The organism is Pantoea sp. MHSD4 (assembly GCF_021043305.1).
Lineage (GTDB): Bacteria > Pseudomonadota > Gammaproteobacteria > Enterobacterales > Enterobacteriaceae > Pantoea > Pantoea eucalypti.
This window is the reverse complement of sequence record NZ_JAJNDH010000001.1, coordinates 454,439-475,761: the sequence shown is the minus strand read 5'-3', so window position 1 is coordinate 475,761 and position 21,323 is coordinate 454,439. Positions and strand designations below refer to the sequence as shown.

12 protein-coding genes are annotated in these 21,323 nt (G+C 56.7%); 7 read left to right on the top strand and 5 right to left on the bottom strand.

Translation table 11 applies throughout. The annotated features are described in order from the left end of the window. The first annotated feature begins 147 nt into the window (after window positions 1-147). On the top strand, window positions 148-1,719 hold the full coding sequence (locus tag LQK91_RS02110) for a TerC family protein (protein ID WP_039659796.1): 1,572 nt from the start codon (window positions 148-150) through the stop codon (window positions 1,717-1,719). Window positions 1,720-1,749: 30 nt separating this feature from the next. On the opposite strand, the gene asmA is transcribed toward LQK91_RS02110, so the two are convergent. From asmA to udk, 3 genes are all read right to left on the bottom strand, one after another. After that, complete coding sequence (gene asmA / locus LQK91_RS02105; protein WP_039659794.1) at window positions 1,750-3,573, bottom strand: outer membrane assembly protein AsmA; 1,824 nt, start codon at window positions 3,571-3,573, stop codon at window positions 1,750-1,752. Window positions 3,574-3,585: 12 nt separating this feature from the next. Beyond that, entirely contained in the window at window positions 3,586-4,167 is a 582-nt protein-coding gene (gene dcd, locus LQK91_RS02100) for a dCTP deaminase (protein ID WP_004571280.1), read from the bottom strand. Between the two features lie 83 nt (window positions 4,168-4,250). Beyond that, window positions 4,251-4,892: a uridine kinase gene (gene udk / locus LQK91_RS02095; protein ID WP_004571279.1), complete on the bottom strand. Its 642-nt coding sequence runs from the start codon at window positions 4,890-4,892 to the stop codon at window positions 4,251-4,253. A 283-nt stretch (window positions 4,893-5,175) separates the two neighbouring features. Here udk and LQK91_RS02090 point away from each other — a divergent pair, with 283 nt between their 5' ends. The 3 genes from LQK91_RS02090 to yegD all read left to right on the top strand — a co-directional run bounded on the left by LQK91_RS02090 (window position 5,176) and on the right by yegD (window position 10,723). Beyond that, window positions 5,176-5,790: a phosphatase PAP2 family protein gene (locus LQK91_RS02090; protein WP_004571278.1), complete on the top strand. Its 615-nt coding sequence runs from the start codon at window positions 5,176-5,178 to the stop codon at window positions 5,788-5,790. 163 nt (window positions 5,791-5,953) lie between these two features. After that, window positions 5,954-9,295 (top strand): diguanylate cyclase, encoded by a 3,342-nt coding sequence (locus LQK91_RS02085; protein WP_039659793.1) that lies wholly within the window; start codon window positions 5,954-5,956, stop codon window positions 9,293-9,295. Window positions 9,296-9,370: 75 nt separating this feature from the next. Next, window positions 9,371-10,723, top strand: a complete 1,353-nt coding sequence (yegD, locus tag LQK91_RS02080) for a molecular chaperone (protein ID WP_008926093.1) — start codon at window positions 9,371-9,373, stop codon at window positions 10,721-10,723. 372 nt (window positions 10,724-11,095) lie between these two features. Here yegD and LQK91_RS02075 read toward each other — a convergent pair whose 3' ends face one another. Both LQK91_RS02075 and LQK91_RS02070 read right to left on the bottom strand, forming a co-directional pair. After that, on the bottom strand, window positions 11,096-12,436 hold the full coding sequence (locus tag LQK91_RS02075; protein WP_004571275.1) for a carbohydrate porin: 1,341 nt from the start codon (window positions 12,434-12,436) through the stop codon (window positions 11,096-11,098). Between the two features lie 207 nt (window positions 12,437-12,643). Continuing rightward, window positions 12,644-13,603 (bottom strand): aldo/keto reductase, encoded by a 960-nt coding sequence (locus tag LQK91_RS02070; protein WP_004571274.1) that lies wholly within the window; start codon window positions 13,601-13,603, stop codon window positions 12,644-12,646. Window positions 13,604-13,843: 240 nt separating this feature from the next. On the opposite strand from LQK91_RS02070, the gene LQK91_RS02065 reads away from it, so the two are divergent. The 3 genes from LQK91_RS02065 to mdtC are packed head-to-tail and all read left to right on the top strand — an operon-like array spanning window position 13,844 to window position 21,272. After that, entirely contained in the window at window positions 13,844-15,082 is a 1,239-nt protein-coding gene (locus tag LQK91_RS02065; RefSeq protein ID WP_078804577.1) for an MdtA/MuxA family multidrug efflux RND transporter periplasmic adaptor subunit, read from the top strand. Next, window positions 15,082-18,204 carry an MdtB/MuxB family multidrug efflux RND transporter permease subunit gene (locus LQK91_RS02060; protein ID WP_105098984.1) on the top strand — a complete coding sequence of 1,041 codons (3,123 nt, stop codon included), beginning with the start codon at window positions 15,082-15,084 and terminating at the stop codon, window positions 18,202-18,204. Before LQK91_RS02065 ends, LQK91_RS02060 begins: the two co-directional genes overlap by 1 nt. Then, on the top strand, window positions 18,201-21,272 hold the full coding sequence (gene mdtC, locus LQK91_RS02055; RefSeq protein ID WP_105098983.1) for a multidrug efflux RND transporter permease subunit MdtC: 3,072 nt from the start codon (window positions 18,201-18,203) through the stop codon (window positions 21,270-21,272). The genes LQK91_RS02060 and mdtC overlap by 4 nt, the downstream gene beginning before the upstream one ends. The last annotated feature ends 51 nt before the right edge of the window (window positions 21,273-21,323 follow it).

The following is a 21,323-nucleotide window of genomic DNA, read 5'->3' as shown; positions in this document are numbered from 1 at the left end:
ATCAAAACGTCACACTCATATGTTCATATTTTGCACGATATATCGCCTTGATTGGGTCATCGCCCCCCTGCCCTGCCATTTGTACGTGGCTTCGCACTCCTCTATCATCAGAGAAAACTCAATTTAAAATATTCAGGTGAACATGACATGCTGGAGGTAATTGCAGATCCCTCGATATGGGCGGGATTAGTAACGCTAATCGTTCTGGAACTGGTTTTAGGCATCGACAATCTTATCTTTATTGCCATCCTGGTTGAGAAGCTGCCTGGACCGCTTCGCGACCGCGCACGTGTGATAGGACTGCTGCTGGCGTTATTCTGCCGATTATTGTTACTGGCATCGCTTTCCTGGCTGGTTACCCTGAAAGAACCCTGGATCACGCTGGGCGGACACCCCTTTAGTGCGCGCGATCTGTTGCTGCTGTCAGGTGGGATTTTCCTGCTATTTAAAGCCACTACAGAGTTGAATGCGCGTCTGGAAGGACACGATGAGGCGTCCGGTCAACAAAAAGGCGGCGCTAAATTCTGGCCGGTGGTGGCGCAAATCGTGGTGCTGGATGCCATATTCTCACTGGATGCGGTCATTACCGCCGTGGGCATGGTGAATGATCTGCCCGTCATGATGGTTGCTGTCACCATTGCCATTTTGCTGATGCTGCTCGCCAGCAAGCCGTTAACCCGCTTTGTGAACAACCATCCGACAATTGTCATCCTCTGCTTAAGCTTTTTGCTGATGATCGGTTTCAGCCTGGTGGCGGAAGGCTTTGGCTTTGTCATTCCTAAAGGGTATCTCTACGCGGCCATCGGCTTCTCAGTTGTCATCGAAGCGCTTAACCAGCTGGCACACTTTAATCGCCGCCGCGTGCTGTCGGCTGGTCGCCCACTGCGCCAGCGCACGGCGGAAGCGGTATTAAGGCTGTTGCGCGGTGCGGCAGAACCGGCGGAGCTGGATGCCAAAACCTCATCGCTGATTGCTGACAGCGATGAGAGTATGCTCTTTAACCGCCAGGAACGCGCAATGATTGCCCGCGTGCTGGGCATGGGTCAGCGTCACGTTAACAGCATTATGACCTCGCGCCACGACGTCGACCATATTGATCTCAGTGATGATCCGGCTGAGATCATGTCGCGCCTTGACCGCAATCAGCACACGCGCATTCTGATAACCGAGCACTCCAGTGAACCACTGGGTGTGGTGCATGTTATCGATCTGCTGCACCAGTCGCTGCACAACAATTCACTCGATTTACGCGCCCTTATCCGACAACCGCTGGTGTTTCCTGAGCGACTGACCCTGCTGCAGGCGCTGGAACAGTTTCGTCAGGCTCATACACATTTTGCCTTTGTGGTAGATGAGTTCGGTTCAATGGAAGGCGTGGTGACGCTGAGTGATGTGATGGAGACCATCGCCGGCAATCTGCCGAATGAAGCGGGTGAAATTGATGCCCGTTACGATATTCAGATTCAGGGTGAAGGTCACTGGATTGCCAACGGCCATATGCCACTGGACGATCTGGCGCTCTATGTGAAATTGCCGCTGGATGAACAGCGTGACTACCATACGCTGGCTGGCTTACTGATGGATAAGCTGCAACACATTCCTCAGGAAGGCGAAGTGTTGCAACTGGGTGACTATCTGCTGCGAACGCTGCAGGTTGAAAATCATCGGATTCAGAAGGTAGAAATCCTGCGGCAGCCTGACGCTGATTACGAGGTATAGCCACTGCCAGGGGCGCAGGGAATGCGCCCGCTAGGGACGCATGATTTTCTTCAGATTCTGTTTGTTCTCGCCCTCTTTCTGGCGATCAATCCACTGATTCAGACGTGACCTTGCCTCACTCTGCAGACGGTTACGAAGAACGTCATCCACTGGCAGGGAATATTGCAGGCTGTTCCAGCCGCCATACATACGCAGTGGGATAGGCTGACTGGAAAGTGCCTTCACCAGCGCATCATCGCCACGCCAGCCGCTGATTTTCAGGCCCAGCGTCACATCCAGCTGTTGCTGCACCATGTCGACTTTGCCCGCGCCCTGTAATCCCAGATTCTGACCGTTGCCATTGAGATCACTGAAGCTGAGTACACCTTTATTCAGCGCCACCTGCCCGCTGATCGACTCAATACCCTCTTCTACGGCATCCTGGCTGCTGACCTTATCGCTGACCCGAGCCACAGCACGCTGCACCATTTGCTGGAGATTAAGCTGTGCCAGCTTCAGGTTGCTGGCACTGATCGTCGCCCTGCCCTGCCAGCTGCGCTTTGCCGCCTCGACTGTCAGCGTATCGCCGGACAGCTCCCCGTCAAGACTCAGGTTGCCCTGCAGACTTTCCGGTAGTGCAAACGCTTTCAGCAACGGCTGGATTTGAATAAACCGGAGTTGCGGTTTCAGGCTGACCCGTGTCTCTGGATGACGAATGTCGATGCTGCCGGGAATCGAGAAGCTGCCATTACCCAGCTTGCCGCTGAGGGTGTTCAGCGTCATGAGTCCCTGCTGATTGCGGGCATTTAACGTAAAATCAGTCAGCGAGAGGCCGCGCCATACCGCATTATTCGCCTGAAGTTTTAGCGCCAGATCCATGTCGTTGAGAGGAGAGTCCGCATTGGTGCGTTCACGCGGCGCAGCAATCACCGGCGAACGGGCCACGGTGGCGTGCTGCGCGCCAGGCGCTTCAGAAACGGGCGCACTGGTGAGTAAATTATCGAGATTCAGGTTGCTGGCTTTCAGATCCAGCGCCAGCTGCTGTGGCGGCACCACATGACCACTGCCCTGCCCGGTCAGGGTACTGTCATTTGCGGTGAGCTGCAGACCACTAAAGGAGAACTGCTGCCGGTCACCATTCCATTCGCCCTGCAGGCTTAACGACCCTTTAATCCCCTGAGACGGAATGTCGGCGCCCGATAAGGTGTAATCGAGCTGCTGCAGCTGGCCGGTAAGACGGTGCGGATATTGCGCAGCATCCAGCTGGCCTTTGAGATTCAGCGCGGCGTTGCGCTGGTTGCGCATCAGCGTCGTGCTCAGAGAGAGTGTCGCCAGCTTGTTCGCGTCCTGATCCATCGTAATGTTGAGGTCGCGGAAATTATATTCGTCGCCGCCTGGCTGTTGCCAGATCAGCAGACTGTCGGCTACCCGCAGTTTAGCGATATCAAATGACCAGCCGGTGGATGTCGAGGCAGGCTCCGCATCACGGGGACCCTGAGGGGCATTTCTGGCAGGCTGCGCGCTACTGTCGGGCGTTACCCGCACTATCGCATTTTTCAGCAACACCTGACTGACGCTGAGCTGATGGGATAAAAGAGGCCAGAGATCAACATCGAGACGCATGTTCTCCGCTGAGACCAGCGGCTGAGTCGCCCCCGGCGCGGTGAGGCTCATCCGCCCAGCCAGGATGCTGAGCTGAGGCCAGACGTGCCAGCGCAAATCGTTACTGACCTCAAGGCGATAACCACTGCGTTGTTCAACCTGTTGCACCATATAGGTACGGAAGTCGTTGGGATTGACCAGCAGCACCAGTGCGCTCAATCCCGTTACGACCACCACTAACAGGATGGCCAGCGTGGTTATCACTCTTTTCATTACATCCTCAGATCAGTCTTTATCGATACGGCTGGCATCAGCGCCCTGCTGACCCCGATATTTAGCATCTTCACGTCGGTTATAAGGACGCGCAGCCGGGCCTGAAAGCGGTTCAAAACTCAGCGCGCCGATTAACATACCCGGACGCAGAGCCAGCGGCAGTTTACCTGAATTGTAGAATTCCAGCACGATACGACCCTGCCAGCCTGGATCAATGCGGTGCGCTGTCACATGCACCATCAGCCCGAGGCGCGCCAGCGATGAACGGCCATCCAGCCAGCCGACCAGGTCGTCAGGCAGCGTCACGGACTCCAGCGTTACCGCCAGCGCCAGCTCACCCGGATGGAGGAAAAAGGCTTCACCATCAGGCAACACGATCTCATCGCTCATGACCCGATCCAGTGCCGCGCTTACTTCCTGTTTCGGGCCACTCAGATCGATAAAGGCCGCGGTATGGCCGCTGAAGGTGCGGAACTGATTCCCCAGGCGCACATCGACGGTTGCCCCATTAATGCGCTCGACAGGCGGGCGTGGCTCAATGGCCAGTTTGCCATTGTCCAGCCAGGCTTCAATATCGCGATCGCATAATCTCATTGCGGTAACTCCATGGCATAAGTGTAGCGAACCGGTGACAGCGTGCCTGCCACCGGTCTGCACCCCGTCCGGATGGACGTGGGTTATTCAAAAAACTGGTTAATTTTCGCCTTCAGGATATCAATGGCGATACGGTTTTTTCCGCCGCGCGGCACAATGATATCGGCGTACTGTTTTGATGGCTCGATAAACTGCAGAAACATCGGACGCACGGTCTTCTGATACTGACTCATTACCGAATCCATTGAGCGGCCGCGCTCATTGACGTCACGTTTCATACGGCGCATCAGACAGATATCAAGCGGCGTGTCGACGAAGATAGAAAAGTTAAGTTCCTGGCGCAGACGGGCATCGGTTAACAGCAGAATGCCTTCAAGAATAATGACCTTTTTCGCTTTCAGGTGCTGCGTTTGCTGAGTGCGGGTGTGCTCAACGTAGCTGTAGACCGGCAGCTCAATGTCCTGCCCGGCTTTTACCGCCTGCAGATGCTGCAACAGCAAATCATGATCCATCGCACTCGGATGGTCATAATTGGTTTTAACCCTCTCTTCCATGGTGAGGTGACTTTGATCTTTGTAATAAGCATCTTCCGGGATAACCCCGATATGCTCGTCACCTACCTGATCACGGATTTCACGATAGAGCGTGCTGGCAATTAAACTTTTACCGGATGCGGAAGCGCCGGCAATGCCTACAATCACGCACTGATGAGACTTGTCAGTCATACTTTTTTAAGACCTGATAACTGGAGCCTGCCACTGGTCACACATTACGCGGGCAGCGGACGGGCCGAAATGGAGAGGGTGTGTTCGCGCTAAGTATAGGGATTTCGGCCTTTTGATGCCAGAAAAATGGCACCGGCGTCTTTTCAGACTTTCTCCTTTGGACGCCACTCATTTCACCGATAAACTAGCAGCACACCATATTATAAAAAAATGGCCTGTGCGGCGCGCGGTTGTCTGAACGCGTGTCGCTGACATGATGACCGAATGATGCATCAGGAGTGGTATGCACTGGAAGACTTTGACCTATTTTGGCGACAGCATGCTGTTGATTCCGACAGCGGTAATTATTGCGCTGATTTTGCCGTGGAAAAGTGATAACCGCCTTACGGTCTTTTACTGGATTGTGGCCTTTGGCCTGGCTGGCCTGACAGTCAGCATCTCAAAGATTCTGTTTCTCGGGTTTGGCATCGGCAGTGCCCGTTTTAATTTTACCGGCTTCAGCGGTCACAGCGCGATGTCCGCTACCCTGTGGCCAGTGATGCTGTGGCTGATTTCCGGACGCTGGTCAGCAAAATGGCGCATTGCCGCGATTGGCGTGGGTTACCTGATTCCTCTGATGGTTGGGTTCTCGCGTCTGGTCATCCACGCTCACTCGAAAAGTGAGGTTGCCACCGGTTTGCTGCTGGGCTTCACGTTGAGTACCGCGTTTCTGATCTCTCAGCGCCGCACCGCGCTCAAAGGCTTTAGCTGGCCACAGATCGGTGCTGCACTGTTAGTGCCGTTTCTATTAATGGGTCATGGCCGTGTCGCCACGACGCAACAGTTTCTGGAACGCTTCTCTGCCAGCCTCGCGGGGCTGGAGAAGCCCTATACCCGCGCCGATCTTTTCCGCCAGTAATCAATACGCTGGTCATCAATTTCTCTGTGCCCGTCAATTCACCGAATAACGGGCAATATTGATTTCACCCCTTTTTTCTTTGCCGAATGTGCTAGCATGCAGTCAGAGAATGACTGGTGCCTGATTCGCCGTAGCGGAGTGTTGCACCCTGACGGAAGTCCGCATGACGATAGAGATCCTGTCCCCGCAAAAGAGCACGCCAAACTGCTGGCTTTCGGCGCTGTTCCTTGGCTGTATAGTGTTTGTCCTGACACTGTTCTGTCTTGAACTGATCGTGGTCAGCGGGAAAATCTCCCCGCTCTGGTTCCCGACGACATTAATGACTGTGGTGGTTTTCCGCTGTCCGTCACGACAGCTACCCCTGCTGCTGACTGCCTGTGTGCTGGGCACCGCCGCGGCCAACGCCATCATCATCGGGCCCGCCTTTTCAAACATTAAATTCGCGCTGTTAAACCTTATTCAGGCCAGTGTGGGTGGCATGCTGCTGCGCGCGCTGCTGGATCGGCGCGCGCCACTGAACTCTCTGCATGACTGGGCCCGGATGGTGTTATCGGTGGGTATCGTGACACCGGTTCTGGGCGGCCTGCTGGCGCTCTGGACGCTGCAGGTCAGCGGCCACGCTTCGTTTCCCTTCTTTTATACATGGGTGATCTCAGAAATCATCGGCATGCTGGTGTTAGGCCCGATGCTGCTGCTGCTGCCCTGGCCGCTGCGACGGGCCCAGTTCAGCGAGCTGGGCAGGCAGTTGCCTGAAACGTTGATGACGCTGCTCCTGACCCTGGGTGCCAGTTATCTGTCGCTGCGTTTTCTGCCCTGGCCCTTTACCTTTATTGTCGTAATCCTGTTCTGGTGCGCGGTGCGCCTGCCCAAGCTGCAGGCGTTTGTGCTGTTCTTCATCAACGCCAGTTTTATCTCGATGCTGCTGGCTTTGGATGCGGTCAGCGTAGTAAACAACAACAGCGCGCTGGGCCCGGTCTCCAGCTGGTTACCTTTCCTTCTGGTGTTGATCCCCAGCCACATTATGTCGCTGGTGATGGATGCGTTCCGGCGTGAAAAACTCCACATCACCGACAGCGAAACCCGCTTCCGTCACGCCATGGAATACTCTGCAATCGGTATGGCGCTGGTGGCGCCTCAGGGTAAATGGCTGCAGGTTAACCGCTCGCTGTGCGATATCCTTGGCTATCCGGCCGAAGAGCTCAAACGCCTGACATTCCAGCAAATTACGCATCCTGATGATCTGAGCCTTGATCTGCAACATGCCAGCCGATTGCTGGAAGGTGAGATTGATACGTACACGTTTGAGAAGCGCTATTTTCGTAAAGATGGTGAGATTGTCTGGGCACGCCTCACGGTATCGCTGGTGCGCGATGGCAGCCAGGAACCGCTCTATTTTATCGCGCAAATTATTGATATCTCTGAGCTGAAGCAGAGTGAGCAGGTGAATCGCCGGCTGATGGAGCGCATCACGCTGGCCAACGAAGCCGGTGGCATTGGCGTGTGGGAGTGGAACCTGCTGACCGGTGAAATGTTATGGGACAAGCGCATGTATGCCCTGTTTGGTCTCGCCTCTCATGAGTCGCCCAGCTATGACCTCTGGATCCATCTGCTGCATACCGCAGATCGGGAGTATGCTGCGCTGACGGTGCAACAGGCGATTGAGCTGCGCAGTGCTTTTCACATGGAGTATCGCGTGGTTAATGCCGAGGGCCAGCGCTGGGTGCGCACCCAGGCAAACCGTTTACTGAGTAAAGAGGGCCGCATTGAGCGCATGCTGGGGATCTGCCAGGACATCACCCCGCTTCGTAATCTGAACGAAGCGCTGTTTCAGGAGAAAGAGCGCATGGCGATAACCCTGGACTCAATCGGTGAAGCGGTTATCAGCACGGACAAAGAGATGCGTGTCGCCTTTATGAATCCGGTGGCGGAGAAGATGAGTGGCTTGTCACAGGAGCAGGCTGCCGGGCAGCCGCTCAGTGAGCTGCTGCACATAACTCAGGGACGTAACGGCCCGAAAGTGGAGAATCTGCTGTTGTGCCAGTTGCCACCGGAAAAAATCACCCCCAGTCTGGCTGAAGATCTGGTGCTCCACACCCCGGATGGCGGCCACATCGATATTCATTACAGCATCACGCCACTGCGTTCAGAAGCGGGCGTGGAACAGGGTGCCGTCATGGTTATTCAGGATGTGAGTGAATCACGTAAACTGATGAAGCGCCTGAGTTACAGCGCCCTCCACGACACCCTGACCCGCCTGCCTAACCGCGCCAGCTTTGAGCTTCAGCTTAAACGTCTGCTGTTTGATGCCGCTGAACATCAGCATCAGCATGTGCTGGTGTTTATCGACCTGGATAAGTTTAAAGCGGTCAATGACACCGCAGGGCATGCCGCAGGCGATGCATTGCTGCGCGAGCTCTCCGATCTGATGCAGCACCATCTGCGCAGCAGCGACTTCCTGGCCCGACTGGGCGGCGATGAGTTTGCGCTTCTGATGCCTGATTGCGATGTGGGTCAGGCACATGACGTGGTGCAGCGCATCGTCGCTGCGGTCAACGATTACCGCTTCCAGTGGCTGGGTCGCCTCTATCATGTGGGCGCCAGTGCGGGAGTGACACAAATTTCAGCAGAAAACTGTCAGAGCAGCGACGTCCTTTCTCAGGCGGATATCGCCTGTTACAACGCCAAACGCAGTGGGCGTGGACGACTGATGATTTATGAGCAGCATAGCTTACCGCTGCCGGGTAACCATCAGGGAATGGATGCCGCGATGATTGATGCGCTGCAGATTGAACTGCCCGCCTGGCCTGTTGCGCCACCCAAAACCCCGCAGGCCGCCTTTATCTGGCTGCTTGATGTACAGCTGTTAACCGCAGATGGATTACTGCTGGATGAGACGTTGCTGCGCAATAACCTGCACGATGAGACGCTGCGACGTCGTCTCGATAACAATATTCTTGCGGTTTTTTTCCGCCACGACGTGGAAAAGCTCAATCAGAAAGGCATTCCGGTGATTTTGCCGCTTGATGCCGGGATACTCAGTGATGCCGCCTTTGTGGAGCAACTCTGTCAGCGCTTTGTCGCGGCCGGTCTCTCTGAAAGCCACTGTGGTTTCGCTTTCCCTGCGGCCAGCGTGTTGAGCAAAGGCGATCAGCTCTATTCCGCACTGCTGCAACTGCGGCAGTGTGGCTGCCGTATCGTATTGCAACATTTTGGCCGAAATCTGGACGCGTTTACTCTGCTGAGTAACGAGGTAGTTGATTACCTGGTACTGGCACCTGAACTGGTTGCTAACGTTCACAATAATCTGATGGATGAGATGCTGCTGACCATTATTCAGGGCCAGGCAACGCAGCGTAACATCGCGGTGCTGGCCGGTCCGGTTTCGGTCCCTGCTGTGCTCAGCACGCTGGCTACCCTTGATGTGGATGGCGTCTGGGGCAGTGCCGTGGCCGAGCGGCAGCCATTACGCGCACTGGCCGAAGATCGAATCTTCGCTATCCGTTAATTCCAGCGCGACCTGCTTGCTACACTGATGAAGCTGCGCTAAAGTCGCCCCCTTTTTTCCGGCATGGGGGCGAAAATGTTCATAGGATTCGATTACGGTACGGCTAACTGCTCAATTGCAGTCAGCGAAAATGGCACGCCACGTCTGTTAACGCTGGAAAATGATCAGCGCCTGCTGCCGTCGATGATCTGTGCGCCTACCCGCGAGTCGATCAGCGAATGGCTCTATCGCCATCATCAGGTGGCAACACCTGATAGCGAAACCACCGCGTTGTTGCAGCGCGCCCTGCGTTATAACCGCGAAGAAGATATTGAGGTTCAGCCCAACAGTGTGCAGTTTGGCCTTACCGCGCTGCAGCACTATATGGTCGATCCCGAAGATGTCTGGTTCGTTAAATCCCCCAAATCCTTTCTCGGTGCCACTGGCCTGAAGCCGCAGCAGATTGCTCTGTTTGAAGATCTGGTCTGCGCTATGATGCTGCACATCCGCCAAAAGGGCGAAAGCCAGCTTGATCACGCTATCGATCAGGCTGTGATCGGGCGTCCGGTCAACTTCCAGGGCTTAGGCAGTGAAGAGTCTAACCAGCAGGCTGAAGGCATTCTGCTTCGCGCAGCACACCGTGCCGGTTTCCGCGACGTGGAATTTCAGTTTGAACCGGTGGCAGCCGGACTCGATTTCGAAGCCACACTCAAACAGGAAACAACCGTGCTGGTTGTGGATATCGGCGGCGGAACCACCGACTGCTCGATGTTGCTGATGGGGCCAAAGTGGCGTGATAAGGCCGACCGCCGCGAAAGCCTGTTGGGCCATAGCGGTTGCCGCGTTGGCGGTAACGACCTGGATATCATGCTGACGTTTAAGACCCTGATGCCGCTACTTGGCCTGGGTGGTAATACCCAGAAAGGCACCGCCTTGCCAGCCCTGCCGTGGTGGAACGCCATCGCGATAAATGATGTGCCGGCACAGAGCGACTTCTACAGTCCGGCCTGCGGAAAGTGGCTGCGGGATTTAGTGCGGGATGCTGAACAGGGTGATGTGGTGGCTCGACTGCTGAAAGTCTGGCAGCAGAAGCTGAGTTATCGCCTGGTGCGGGCAGCGGAAGAGAGCAAGATTGCGCTGTCAGCTAATCCGGCACATACCGCCTCTCTCGACTTTATTGCCGCGGCATTAGAGACAGAAATTGGTGTGGAGCAGCTGCAGGACGCCATCAGTCAGCCGCTGGAGAAAATTCTGGAGCAGGTGCAGCTGGCATTAGCCACCAGCCAGATTAAACCGGATGTCATCTACCTGACCGGCGGCAGTGCGCGTTCACCGTTACTGCGCGCGGCACTGCAGCAGACGCTGCCGGATACGCCGATTGCGGGCGGCGATGATTTCGCCTCCGTCACCGCCGGGCTGGCCCGCTGGGCAGAAGTGATGTTCCGTTAATCTTTGGCAGCCCTGCTATGTAAAAAAATGGCACCTTTAAGTGCCCTTTCAGACTGCTGAAAAATTCAAATCAGGGTGCAACTGGCAGCGACGGAATAACTCAACAAGCAGGGAACACGGTCAGAGGAGGAAAGCGTCCCGCGCCATGGACGGCGCGGGCCGAGCGTGCCAGGGATTGGTGTAAGCGACTTTCCGATCTGACCGTGTTTACTGCACTGGCTCGATCTCACAGCTAACCGAGCCAAACTTCGTCATCAATCTCAAACGGCAACTGCTTATCGTTTTTGTTTGCAGACAACGACGAGCACGCTCCCATCGCTTTACGTTTGGGAGCAGTCTGCCTGATACATCTGAGCCCTTTTGGGCTGTAAATCAGAAGGCAATATTGGCGCTGATACCGCCGATAAACGCATCTTTCACTTCGCTTACCGCGCCTGGCGCCACCACATACTGCAGGTTTGGTCGCAGTGACATCCAGTTCGTCACTTTGGCGTTGTAATAAACCTCATAGTTGTACTCTGAACCTTCCTGAATCGGCAGATAGGTCGGGCTGTCAAAGCGGCTCTCGCCATTCGCCTGATTCTGCTGACGCAGAGCGCGGGTGTAGTCGCTGTTCACATGAATACGCGACGCACCTACGCCAATCTCATCCTGAGGACGGGCATCAAACGGTCCTGTCCAGGTAAACGCGATAGACTGGTAGTTATCGGTCTTCGAGGTCTTGTGATCATTCATCACCGCCTGAACCCGCACGCCCAGACCACGATTCACATCGCCATCCTGCGCGGTCAGCTGTTGCTGTAACAGCAGATAGCCGCCATAGGCATGCGCCTGATCCTGATAGCCGCCATTGCGCCAGCTGCCATAAACATCGCCATCCACCGACGAATAGTAATAACCGATGCGGTAGTTACCCGGTAATTTCTCCGGTCCGAACGTCGGTTTCCAGCCCAGTTCCACCGGCACCAGATTGCCCTCGGAATTGCTGGTATCCAGACGGAAGCCATCTCCGCGATCATAGTTAGCTCGGTTCTGATTGTAGAAACCAACCTGGAAGAAGACCTCCGGGGTGATATTGAACTTAATCCGACCGCCCCACTGCGATACCGGCCAGTTGAACCAGCGGTCGCCGCGCCAGTTACCTGCCTGTCCGCTGCCCAGTGCCAGGTTCTGGAACAGGTTGCCATCGAAATTATCGAAGTCTTCACCCACCGTCACGCGTCCGGCTTTCAGATCGACCACATCGTTAAACAATCCTTTGCGTAACCAGAACTGTGTCAGACGCCAGGTCTGGCCGCGACCATACACCTCCTGCACGGAGGAGAGCATCCCGGTGCGTTGATCCGCGACCTGCTCAGAAACATTCTGACCGTTACGATTCGTCACGGTCATCTGAAATTCGGCATCCTGCCAGTCCAGCAGCTTTTGCAGGTCGAAATTGGTGCCGAACGTCCACTGGTCGCTGTAGCGCATGGTGGTGTTGGTATTTGCGCCACCCCCTAAATTTGCGGCGCTCTCCATGGTGTAGTTGACGTCAAACTTGATGCCGTCATCCTGCAATTGCGTTCGGTAGCCGCCCCAGTCACCAAACATCCATTCGGAGTCCGGACTCAGCGCGTCAGCAGCCATGGCTTGTGAAGAAAAAATGGCCAGGATCAGGGTGCCCGTTGCCATACTGGCAGCGGAAAAGGTGGGTGCTTTTCTGTTTTTCATCTTGTTTATTCTTATGTGAGTTACGGGAAGTGACGCGCAGAGGATAGTGCTGGGTAAACGTTGTTTTTTATAAATACGTGCGCATAATTTTCCGTAACATCCGTTTATTAATGCAAGTGTGATCGGGATCTCTGATTGATTATTCTTTGGGCGGGCTTACTTCCTGCACAGGCATACCGTAAAAAAGGGGCGCTGGCGCCCCTGAAGTTAACGGCTCGCCTGGTTCAGTTGCGCGATCTGCGCGGGGGTCAGCGTCAGTTGCATCGCACCAGCCAGATCGTCGAGTTGTTTAATCGACGTCGCACTGACGATCGGGGCGGTGATGCCAGGACGGGCAATCAGCCATGCCAGTGCCACCTGAGCTGGCGTCGCCTGATGGGCTTCACTGATGGCATCCAGCGCATCCAGGATCCGCAGACCGCGCGGGTTAAGGTATTTCTCCACCACGCCCTGCCCGCGTGCGCTTTTACCGGCATCTGCTGCATCACGATATTTGCCACTGAGAAAACCGCTGGCCAGCGAGTAGTAGTTGATCACGCCTAAACCCTGCGCCATGACAACGGGCTCCAGTTCCGACTCATAAGGCTGGCGGTCAAACAGGTTATATTGCGGTTGCAGCGTTTCATAACGCGCCAGCCCCTGCGATTCACTCACCTTCAACGCCTCCTGCAGACGCGCTGCGCTGTAATTGGAGGCACCAATGGCGCGCACTTTACCTTCACGGATCAGGCTGTCAAAGGTGCTCAGCGTTTCCGTCAGCGGCGTATCCTGATCGTCGCGGTGTGCCTGATAGAGATCGATATAGTCAGTCTGTAAGCGGCGAAGTGAATCTTCGACTGCCTGACGGATATATTGCGGCTTCAGCCCGGTCTTCTCAGGCGACATTTCCATGCCAACTTTGGTTGCCAGCACGATCTGGTCACGTTTTCCGCTTTTCTTCAGCCACTCTCCAATAATGGTTTCGGATTCACCGCCTTTATTGCCTGGCGCCCAGCGGGAGTAGACATCGGCGGTATCGATGAACCACAGCCCTCGTTCAACCAGCCCATCCAGCAGAGAAAACGAGGTGGGTTGATCCACCGTCCAGCCAAACACATTGCCGCCAAACGTCAGTAACGGCACCGTAATCCCACTGTCACCCAACTGCCGGGTTTGATTCTGACTCATTATCTGCTCCTTAATTTGCCTGACAAACTGCCTGTTTCTCAGCATAGCAAAGTGTTTTCACGCCTTTATGACGATTGTGCTGCGATTAATGTAATAACAGGCATAATTACCCGGCCCTGACAGATATCCTTATTTCCTTCAAATTTTGCCTGTCAGAGGCGACTACACTCTGTCGTTTGCAGGCTACCCATTTGATGCCTGCGCCTGGGACTACGTCACTGCTGGAGAGCATCAACAATCATGAGCACCCGACACCCTGTTATGAAGAAAACACTGATCGCACTGGCCCTGATTGCTGTGGCCGCTGGCGGCTACTATGCCTGGCAGCGCACTGCCCAGCCACAGAGCAGCAGCCAGACGGACTCGCCCGGGCCTCGAGGTGGCAAGGGCAGCGGTGACGGCGCTCGTCGGCCACTCGCCCCTGTTCAGGCAGCGACGGCTACCAGCCAGAGCGTGCCGCAATACCTTAGCGGATTGGGTACCGTCACGGCGGCTAACACGGCCATGGTGCGCAGCCGGGTCAATGGCGATCTGCTGGCGATTCACTTTACCGAAGGCCAGCAGGTCAACGCGGGCGATCTGCTGGCAGAAGTCGACCCACGTCCTTACCAGGTGGCGTTAACCCAGGCTCAGGGCCAGCTGGCGAAAGATCAGGCGACGCTGGCCAATGCCCGTCGCGACCTGGCGCGCTTCGAGAAGCTGGCAAAAACGTCGCTGGTATCGCAGCAGGAGCTGGATACCCAGCGCTCACTGGTGAATGAAACGCTGGGCACCCTGAAAGCGGATGAGGGTGGCGTCGCCAGTGCGCAGCTCAATCTGACCTACAGCAAAATCACTGCACCGATTGCCGGCCGTGTCGGCCTGAAACAGGTGGATGTCGGCAACTACGTCACCAGTGGCGACACCACCGGTATCGTCGTGATCACCCAGACGCACCCGATTGATGTGGTCTTTACCCTGGCGGAGAACAGCATCAGTTCCATTCTCAAGGCACAGAAAAGCGGCCAGCCGCTGCTGGTGGAGGCCTGGGATCGCAGTAATGAGAATTTAATCGCCAGCGGCAAACTGCTGAGCCTCGATAACCAGATTGATGTGACGACCGGCACCATAAAAATCAAAGCGCGGTTTGATAATCAGGACGACGCCCTCTTCCCTAATCAGTTCGTCAATGTTCGGCTCAAGGTCAACACCTTGCAGAATGCCGTTGTGATTCCGCCTGCCGCATTACAGATGGGCAACGAAGGCCACTTTGTCTGGGTGGTCAACAGTGACAACAAGGTGAGCAAGAAAAGCGTGATTGCCGGCCTGCAGGATAGCCAGAAAGTGGTGGTCAGCGCCGGTCTGGAAGCCGGTGAACGGGTCGTGACCGATGGTCTGGATCGTCTGACCGAAGGCGCGAAAGTCGAGGTGGTCGCGCCGCAGAGCAACGCACCGCGCGCCACCCGCGCCGCCCTGCCGTCAAAAGGAGAGCGTGAGTAATGCAGGTCATGCCTCCCGATCACAGTGGCGGGCCGTCACGCCAGTTTATTCTGCGTCCGGTCGCCACCACGCTGTTGATGATTGCGATTTTGCTGGCCGGAGTGCTGGGCTACCGGTTCCTGCCGGTCTCGGCACTGCCGGAAGTCGATTATCCGACCATCCAGGTGGTTACGCTTTATCCTGGTGCCAGCCCGGATGTGGTCACCTCCTCCATTACCGCCCCACTAGAGCGTCAGTTTGGTCAGATGTCGGGGCTGAAACAGATGGCATCGCAAAGCTCCGGCGGTGCCTCGGTGGTAACACTGCAGTTTCAGCTGACGCTGCCGCTGGATGTGGCAGAGCAGGAGGTGCAGGCGGCCATTAACTCCGCCACTAATCTGTTGCCCAACGACCTGCCCAATCCACCGGTCTACAGCAAAGTAAACCCTGCCGATCCGCCCATCATGACGCTGGCCGTCACGACGCGCAGCATGCCACTGACGCAGGTGCAGGACATGGTGGAAACGCGGGTCGCGCAGAAAATTTCGCAGGTCAGCGGTGTCGGCCTGGTGACGTTGTCAGGCGGTCAGCGCCCGGCAGTGCGGGTAAAAATGAATGCGCAGGCGCTGGCGGCGCTGGGTCTGACCAGTGAAACGGTGCGAACCGCCATCAGCAATGCCAACGTTAACTCCGCCAAAGGCAGCCTGGATGGTCCGACGCGTTCTATTACCCTGTCAGCCAATGACCAGATGAAATCCGCGGAAGATTATCGCCAGCTGATTATCAGCTACAAAAATGGCGCGCCGGTGCGTCTTGGTGACGTGGCGACCATTGAACAGGGAGCAGAAAACAGCTGGCTTGGCGCCTGGGCCAATCGCGATGCGGCGATTGTGCTTAATGTCCAGCGTCAGCCTGGCGCTAATATTATCGCCACTGCAGATAATATCCGTGCCATGTTGCCCGCCCTGACGGAAACGCTGCCAAAATCGGTAGAGGTGAAACTGCTCGCCGACCGCACCACCAATATTCGCGCGTCGGTAAACGACACGCAGTTTGAGCTGATACTGGCGATGGCGCTGGTGGTGATGATTATCTATCTGTTCCTGCGTAACGTGCCCGCCACGCTGATTCCGGCGGTGGCGGTGCCGCTGTCGCTGATCGGCACCTTTGCGGCGATGTACTTCCTCGGTTTTTCCATTAATAACCTGACGCTGATGGCGCTGACCATTGCCACGGGTTTTGTGGTCGATGATGCCATTGTGGTGATTGAGAACATCTCGCGCTATATCGAAAAAGGGGAAAAGCCGCTTACCGCCGCGCTGAAAGGTGCCGGTGAGATCGGCTTTACCATTATCTCCCTGACCTTCTCGCTGATTGCGGTACTGATTCCACTGCTGTTTATGGGCGACGTAATTGGCCGTCTGTTCCGCGAATTTGCCGTAACACTGGCCGTAGCGATTCTGATTTCCGCAGTAGTGTCACTCACCCTGACGCCGATGATGTGCGCCCGGATGCTGAGCGCAGAGTCGCTGCGTAAACAGAACCGCTTTTCACGGGCCAGCGAGGCGATGTTTGATCGTATCGTGGCCGCCTATGGCCGTGGCCTGAAACGGGTGCTGAATCACCCCTGGCTGACATTGTCGGTCGCGCTTGGCACCCTTGTGCTGACGCTGCTGCTGTGGATGGTGATCCCGAAAGGCTTTTTCCCGCAGCAGGACAACAGCATTATTCAGGGTACGCTGCAGGCACCGCAGTCGGTCTCCTACGCCAGCATGGCAGAGCGCACCCGCGACGTTGCGTCCATCATCATGAAAGATCCGGCGGTTGAGAGCATGACCTCGTTTGTCGGCGTCGATGGCACCAATGCCTCGCTGAACAGCGCGCGACTGCAGATTAACCTTAAACCTCTGGATCAACGCGACGACCGCATTCCGGCTATTCAGCAACGCCTGCAACAACAGGTCAGTCAGTTGCCGGGCGTGCAGCTCTGGCTGCAGGCGGTGCAGGATCTCACCATCGATACCCAGGCGAGCCGCACGCCGTACCAGTTCACGCTGCAGTCTGGCTCCCTGTCGTCGCTCAGCACCTGGGTGCCGGCTCTGCTGACCCGGCTCAGTACCCTGCCACAGCTGCGTGACGTCAGCAGTGACTGGCAGGACCAGGGGCTGGAAGCTTATGTCAACGTTGACCGCGACAGCGCCAGCCGCCTCGGTATCAGCATGGCCGATGTCGATAACGCGCTGTACAACGCGTTTGGGCAGCGACTCATCTCCACCATCTATACCCAGGCAAATCAGTATCGTGTGGTGCTGGAGCAGGATAATAACGCCACACCGGGGCTGGAGAGCCTGGAGGCAATTCGCCTTAACAGCAGTGATGGCGGCAGCGTTCCGCTGAGCGCCATCGCCCGTATTGAACAGCGTCACACGCCGCTCAGCATTAACCATCTGGACCAGTTCCCGTCGGCGACCTTCTCCTTCAACGTGGCTGATGGCTATTCGCTGGAAGATGCGGTGAAGGCGGTGTCGCAGGCGGAAGCGCAGCTGGGCATGCCCGCGGAGCTGATGACCCAGTTCCAGGGCAGTACGCTGGCGTTTGAGGCGGCGCTGAGCAGCACCGTCTGGCTGATTGTGGCAGCCATCGTGGCGATGTACATCGTGCTGGGCGTGCTCTATGAAAGCTTTATTCACCCGATTACGATTCTCTCAACACTGCCCACTGCCGGTGTCGGCGCGCTGCTGGCGCTGATGCTCAGCGGCAATGAGCTGGATATCGTGGCAATTATCGGCATCATCCTGTTGATCGGCATCGTGAAAAAGAACGCCATCATGATGATCGACTTTGCGCTGGCAGCCGAACGTGAACAGGGCATGAAGCCGGTAGATGCCATCTATCAGGCCTGTCTGTTGCGCTTCCGTCCGATTCTGATGACCACACTGGCAGCCCTTCTCGGTGCGCTGCCGCTGATGCTCAGCACCGGCGTCGGTGCCGAATTGCGTCATCCGCTGGGAATCGCCATGGTCGGTGGCCTGATTCTGAGTCAGGTACTGACGCTGTTCACCACACCGGTGATCTATCTGCTGTTTGACCGCCTGGCGCATGCTACCCGCCGACGCTTTGGCCGTACGGAGGCCGCAGAGTGAAGTTTTTTGCCCTCTTCATCCATCGGCCCGTCGCCACGACCCTGCTGACACTGGCCATCGCCCTGGCCGGGATGCTGGGCTTCCGTCTGCTGCCGGTGGCACCGCTGCCGCAGGTCGATTTTCCGGTCATCGTCATCTCGGCCTCGCTGCCGGGCGCCTCACCGGAAATCATGGCATCGTCGGTGGCGACACCGCTGGAACGCTCGCTGGGACGCATCGCGGGGGTCAGTGAAATGACCTCCACCAGTTCGCTGGGCAGCACCCGCATCATTCTGGTGTTTGATTTTGATCGCGACATTAACGGCGCGGCGCGCGACGTGCAGGCCGCCATTAACGCCGCGCAAAGCCTGCTGCCCACCGGCATGCCGTCGCGTCCCACCTACCGGAAAGTTAACCCTTCTGATGCGCCGATCATGATCATGACGCTGACCTCAGATACCTACAATCCGGGTCAGCTTTATGACTACGCCTCCACCCAGCTGGCGCAGAAGCTGTCACAGATTGAAGGCGTGGGCGATGTCACCGTGGGCGGCAGTTCGCTGCCTGCGGTGCGCGTGGCGCTGAATCCCCAGGCACTGTTTAACCAGGGCGTATCGCTGGATGCGGTGCGCACCGCTATCTCCAATGCCAATCAGCGACGACCGCAGGGCGCACTGGATGACGGTCAGCAGCGCTGGCAACTGCGAACCAATGACGCGCTACAGACTGCCCGGGAATATCAGCCGCTGGTGGTGCATTATAACAACGGCGCGGCGGTCAGGCTGTCGGATGTGGCGACGGTAGAGGATTCGGTTCAGGACGTGCGCAACGCCGGGATGTCACGCGGTAAACCTGCGGTTCTGCTGCTGATCCGCAAAACGCCTGAAGCGAACGTCATTGATACGGTCGATCGGATTCGCGCTGAAATGCCGCTGCTGCATGAAGTGATCCCTGCTGCCATCGATCTTGAGATTGCTCAGGATCGCTCGCCCACTATTCGCGCCTCGCTGCATGAAGTGGAGCAGTCGCTGATTATCGCCGTGGCGCTGGTGATTCTGGTGGTGTTTGTTTTCCTGCGCTCGGGCCGCGCCACGCTGATCCCGGCCGTTGCCGTGCCGGTTTCGCTAATCGGCACGTTTGCCGCGATGTACCTGTGCGGCTTCAGCCTGAATAATCTGTCACTGATGGCGCTGACCATTGCTACCGGTTTTGTGGTGGACGATGCGATTGTGGTGCTGGAGAACATTGCCCGTCACGTGGAAGCCGGCATGAAGCCGCTGGCTGCCGCGCTAAAAGGGGTGCGGGAAGTCGGCTTTACCGTGCTGTCGATGAGCCTGTCGCTGATTGCGGTGTTCCTGCCGCTCCTGATGATTGGCGGGCTGATTGGCCGCTTCTTCTCTGAGTTTTCCATTACGCTGTCGGTGTCGATTCTTATCTCGCTGTTTATCTCGGTCACGCTGACGCCGGTGATGTGCGCTTATCTGCTGAAGCCGCACGCGCCGCGCAGCCAGCCACGTCAGCGCGGGGTGGGCCGGCTACTGATGGCGATTCAGCAAGGCTACGGTCGGTCGCTTAACGTGGTGCTGAACCATGCACGCTGGGTGCTGCTGCTGTTTTTCGCCACCATCGCCCTGACAGGCTGGCTATTCGTTCATATCCCGAAAACCTTTATGCCGGAACAGGATACCGGGCGACTCTCCGGCTTTATCTCTGCCGACCAGAGCATTTCCTTTCAGGCGATGCGCAGCAAGCTGCAGGATTTTATGGAGATTGTCGGGGCCGATCCGGCGGTGGACAGCGTGGTGGGCTTTACCGGTGGGATGCGGACCAACAGCGGCTCGATGTTTATCTCGCTGAAGCCGCTGTCGGAGCGTAAAGAGAGTGCCCTTCAAATAATCGCCCGGCTGCGCACTAAGCTGGCGAAAGAGCCGGGGGCCAATCTCTATCTGAATGCGGTGCAGGATCTGCGCGCAGGGGGGCGGGAATCGAATGCTGCTTATCAATATTCATTGCTGTCGGACGATCTCGGCGCACTGCGGACGTGGGAGCCGAAAATCCGCGAGGCGTTCTCCGCGCTGCCGCAGCTGGCGGACGTGAACTCCGATCAGCAGGATAAAGGCAGCGAAATGGCGCTGACCTACGATCGTGAAAGCATGGCCCGGCTTGGCATTGATGTCTCTCAGGCCAATGCCCTGCTGAATAACGCTTTTGGTCAGCGTCAGATTTCCACTATCTATCAGCCGCTTAATCAGTACAAAGTGGTGATGGAGGTCGATCCGCGCTACACCCAGGATATCAGCGCCCTTTCACAGATGTTTGTGATAAATAGCGACGGTAAAGCCATCCCGCTGTCGTGGTTCGCCCACTGGCAGCCGGCGAATGCGCCGCTGTCGGTGAACCATGAAGGGTTGTCAGCCGCCTCGACGATCTCTTTTAACCTGCCAGAGGGTGTGTCGCTGTCACAGGCATCGGAAGCAATTGAACGGACCATGACCGCGATTGGTGTGCCCTCCAGCGTGCGCGGCAGTTTTGCCGGTACGGCGCAGGTGTTTCAGCAGTCGCAAAGCAGCCAGCTCTGGCTGATGCTGGCAGCCATTGCGGCGGTCTATATCGTGCTGGGCATCCTCTACGAAAGCTATGTGCATCCGCTGACGATTCTCTCTACCCTGCCCTCGGCGGGTGTCGGGGCGTTGCTGGCGCTGGAACTGTTCGATACGCCCTTTAGCCTGATTGCGCTGATCGGTATTCTGCTGCTGATTGGCATCGTGAAAAAGAACGCCATCATGATGGTCGATTTTGCGCTGGAGGCCGAGCGTAACGGCCAGCTGAGTGCGCGAGAGGCGATTTTCCAGGCGTGCCTGCTGCGCTTCCGGCCAATTATGATGACCACGCTGGCGGCATTGTTTGGCGCGCTGCCACTGGTGCTGAGCAGCGGCGACGGTGCCGAACTACGTCAACCGCTGGGAATTACCATTGCAGGCGGGCTGGTGATGAGCCAGCTGCTGACACTCTACACCACGCCGGTGGTCTATCTGATGATGGATAAATTGCGGCGCAAAAAGCGTCCGCTGACCGCCGCCGCGCAATAGCCGTAATGAGTGTGTCGGCAGGCACGGCGCGTGATGCTTTTATCGGGGGGA